The following is a 3,364-nucleotide window of genomic DNA, read 5'->3' as shown; positions in this document are numbered from 1 at the left end:
CGAATTAGAATTCGCATGGAAGCTTATGATCACTCCGTTTTGGATCAATCAGCAGCAGATATTGTTGATACTGCGAAGCGAACCGGTGCGATTGTGCATGGCCCCATTCCTTTGCCGACACGAATTGAGCGTTATACGGTTCTGAAAGGGCCGCATATCGATAAAAAATCTCGTGAGCAGTTTGAAATTCGGACTCATAAGCGTTTGGTAGATATTTTGTCTCCAACGGGTAAGACGATTGACGCTTTGAATAAGTTGTCTTTACCTGCGGGAGTTGATATTAAAATTAAGGCGTCCGCTGGCGGAAACTAGTCTTTATAGGTTTTCGTTATGATGCTCGCGGATCTGGAATGCCAGGTCTGCTTGATTGGTTAGGGATCCAGCGAATGCTGGTGGTGCTACGCTTCTTGCTGCTCTGTGTGGGCAGATTTCGTAGAAGCTCTGTTCCCGCTGTTTTAAGGGTGATGAGTATGCCTGTCGGTCTACTGGGTAAAAAGGTCGGGATGACGCAAATTTATGATGACGGGGTTATGGTCCCAGTCACTGTGATTCAGGCTGGTCCCTGTCACGTCCTGCAGGTTCGTACGGTAGACACTGATGGGTACGAAGCGGTTCAGGTTGGCTTTGGTGATAAGCCGCGTCGTTTGTCTGCTCGTAGTGAGCGTGGTCATGTTGCCTCGCTGGACAGTAAGCGGCAGAAGAAGCGGGCTGAATCGGGAATCGCTGTAGTTGAAAAAGCCGGTTGTGAGCCAAAGCGGTTCATTCGCGAATTCCGCACCGATGGTGAAGACCATAGTTGCGAAGTTGGCAATGAGTTGACGGTTTCGGTTTTTGCTGATGTGCCTTTCATTGATGTGATTGGTACCAGTAAAGGGCGCGGGTTCGCCGGCGTAATGAAGAGACATAATTTTTCTGGACAACGTGCGACACATGGTGTGAAGCGAGTGCATCGCCATGGTGGTTCGATTGGTCAGAGTGCGGATCCTTCTCGTGTTATGAAGGGGACTCGTATGGGTGGTCGATATGGCGGTAAGCAGATTACGGTCAGACATTTGAAAGTGGTCCGTATTGATGAGGAGAATGGTCTTCTCTTGGTGCGAGGAGCTGTGCCAGGACCCAACGGTGGGGACCTGATCATTCGCCAAACCAACAAGTATTAGATTTTTGGGTGTTTGAAGTAGTTAGACTGTTCTGCCTTATATAAATGGTGTCGAAATGATTTCTGTTGCAATTCAAGATAAAGCTGGAAAAGAAGTGGGCAAATACGAGTTTGACTCCACTGAGTTGGCCAGTGGTGTCAATCGTCAGTTATTGCACGATGTTGTAGTGATGTATGAGGCAAACAAGCGAATTGGCTCTTCGAAAACCAAAAGCCGTGGCATGGTGGCCGGTAGTACGAAAAAGCTGTTTCGTCAGAAGGGAACTGGTCGTGCCCGTGCCGGTGCGATTCGAACTCCTGTCCGTCGGGGCGGCGGTCACGCGTTTGCGAAAACTCCCAAAGACTGGAGTTATCGTTTGCCGAAAAAGGCTGTCAAGCTGGCAACGCGTATGGCGATTTTAAGTAAATTTGAAGATGAGCAGGTGACCCTGATCGATGAGTTGACGATGCAGGCGCCGAAGACAAGAGAAGTTGCCGGTGTGCTGTCTGCTCTGGGTTTGTCGAAAATCAGTTGTCTGTTGACGATCGACGGACATGATCCTGTGGTTTGGAAATCAGCTCGCAATATTGCAGGCGTGCAGGTTTCTCCTGCCGGTGATCTGAATGCCTATGACATTCTGCATCAGCGTCAAATGGTTTTGACTAAGTCTGCCCTGGACCGTCTGCTTGGTCGGTCTGAAGGTTAATTTAACGAGATTTATGGTTTAGTAATCCAGTCTGAGTATCGAGGTAAGTTGTTATGTCGGATGGTTTAAAAAAAGGCGTTCAGCTGGAGCCGTATCAGGTCGTCATCCGGCCATTGGTTACAGAAAAGGGGACTCACCTTTCTGAGTCTTTTAATTCATACACGTTTGTTGTAGATAAGTCTGCCACAAAAACAGATATCAAAAATGCAGTAGCTGACTTGTGGAATGTGCGGGTGGTTTCGGTCCGAACTCAGAATCGGCTCGGAAAGCCACGTCGGCATAAATACAAGGTTGGTTATACCAAGTCATGGAAAAAAGCAATTGTTGAGCTTCATGAAGATGACCGTATTTCATTCTTCTAAGATGCTGTTTTGAGAAGAGTCTGGACGAAGAAATTTAATACGTGGTTTTGAAGCCAACAGAAATTCGAGGGAGTATTTAATGGGAATCCGATTTTACAAGCCAACAACACCAGGTCGGCGTGGTGCATCGGTGAGTGATTTTGCGGCAATTACCGATCGTAAAAAAGCTCCCGAGAAATCTCTGCTGACACGTTATAAGAAAAAAGGTGGTCGTAATAATCAAGGGGTTATTACAGCACGTCATCGTGGTGGCGGGCATAAGAGAATGTATCGTCTGATTGATTTTCGTCGTAATAAAGATGGTGTGCCTGCGAAAGTGAACGGGATTGAATATGATCCCAACCGATCTGCCCGCATTGCACTGCTGCATTATGTCGATGGTGAAAAACGATATATTATTGCTCCCGAAGGTCTGGTTGCCGGCGATACGGTAATCAGTGGCGATAAAGTTGAACCAAATGTGGGGAACTGCATGCCTTTGTCAAGCATTCCTCTTGGTTCGTCAATTCATAATGTCGAAATGCAACCCGGTCGCGGGGGGCAACTCTGTCGAAGTGCAGGTACCTCGGCAGTGCTGAATGCACGTGAAGACAACTGGGCTCAGATTACTCTGCCTTCTGGTGAAGTCAGACGTATTCCCAGTTCCTGCCGGGCAACGATCGGCGAAATTGGTAATTCAGAACATACTAAAATTGTCCTGGGTAAAGCCGGGCGTAAACGATGGCTGGGGCGACGTCCTCACGTTCGTGGAACCTGTATGAATCCAGTGGCTCACCCGATGGGTGGGGGGGAAGGCCGGAATTCCGGTGGACGTCACCCCTGTAGTCCTACCGGAAAGCTTTCGAAAGGCGGAAAAACCCGCAAGAGAAAGAAAGCTTCCTCCAAGGCTATTATTCGGCGTCGTAAATCACGTCGTTATGGTCAGCTGAAAGTCTGATCTTTGTGGTTTGAACTGAATTTTAAAGTATTTACTATCTGTTTTCGATGATTGAGGACAAGTTATATGGGTCGCTCACTGAAAAAAGGGCCTTATGTTGACGTGAAACTTCTTAAGAAGATTGAGAAGTTGAACGAATCGGGTAAAAAAGCATCGATTAAAACATGGGCTCGGGCTTCAACGATTGCTCCGGAATTTGTAGGTCATACATTCCTGGTGC

At 47.6% G+C, this 3,364-nt stretch carries 6 protein-coding genes; all 6 read left to right on the top strand.

From position 1 onward, the window contains the following. Positions 1–3 precede the first annotated feature (3 nt). The gene (rpsJ, locus tag Q0294_RS00180) at positions 4–312 is read left to right on the top strand and encodes a 30S ribosomal protein S10 (RefSeq protein WP_366917889.1); all 309 of its coding nucleotides are present in this window, start codon (positions 4–6) and stop codon (positions 310–312) included. A 191-nt stretch (positions 313–503) separates the two neighbouring features. Further along, positions 504–1,160, top strand: coding sequence for a 50S ribosomal protein L3 (gene rplC, locus Q0294_RS00175; RefSeq protein WP_366917888.1), 657 nt, complete (start codon positions 504–506; stop codon positions 1,158–1,160). 55 nt (positions 1,161–1,215) lie between these two features. Next, a complete protein-coding gene (gene rplD / locus Q0294_RS00170) occupies positions 1,216–1,845 on the top strand; it encodes a 50S ribosomal protein L4 (protein WP_299459391.1) in 630 nt (209 codons plus the stop codon). A 53-nt stretch (positions 1,846–1,898) separates the two neighbouring features. Then, positions 1,899–2,207, top strand: a complete 309-nt coding sequence (gene rplW / locus Q0294_RS00165) for a 50S ribosomal protein L23 (protein WP_299459390.1) — start codon at positions 1,899–1,901, stop codon at positions 2,205–2,207. Positions 2,208–2,286: 79 nt separating this feature from the next. Further along, entirely contained in the window at positions 2,287–3,144 is an 858-nt protein-coding gene (gene rplB / locus Q0294_RS00160; protein ID WP_299459389.1) for a 50S ribosomal protein L2, read from the top strand. 66 nt (positions 3,145–3,210) lie between these two features. After that, positions 3,211–3,364 (top strand): ribosomal protein S19 family protein (locus tag Q0294_RS00155; RefSeq protein ID WP_299459393.1); only part of this gene is annotated, 154 nt, incomplete at its 3' end.

Origin of the sequence: uncultured Gimesia sp., assembly GCF_937919775.1 — a bacterium.
Taxonomy (GTDB): Bacteria; Planctomycetota; Planctomycetia; order Planctomycetales; family Planctomycetaceae; genus Gimesia.
The sequence above is the reverse complement of the archived record's forward strand: the minus strand, read 5'-3'. Positions and strand labels throughout refer to the sequence as shown.

What these genes read in the sequence shown, in the direction of transcription:
- rplC (WP_366917888.1), top strand. Translation starts at nt 504, where the DNA reads ATGACGCAAATTTATGATGACGGGGTTATGGTCCCAGTCACTGTGATT.
- rplD (WP_299459391.1), top strand. Translation starts at nt 1,216, where the DNA reads ATGATTTCTGTTGCAATTCAAGATAAAGCTGGAAAAGAAGTGGGCAAA.
- rplW (WP_299459390.1), top strand. Translation starts at nt 1,899, where the DNA reads ATGTCGGATGGTTTAAAAAAAGGCGTTCAGCTGGAGCCGTATCAGGTC.
- rplB (WP_299459389.1), top strand. Translation starts at nt 2,287, where the DNA reads ATGGGAATCCGATTTTACAAGCCAACAACACCAGGTCGGCGTGGTGCA.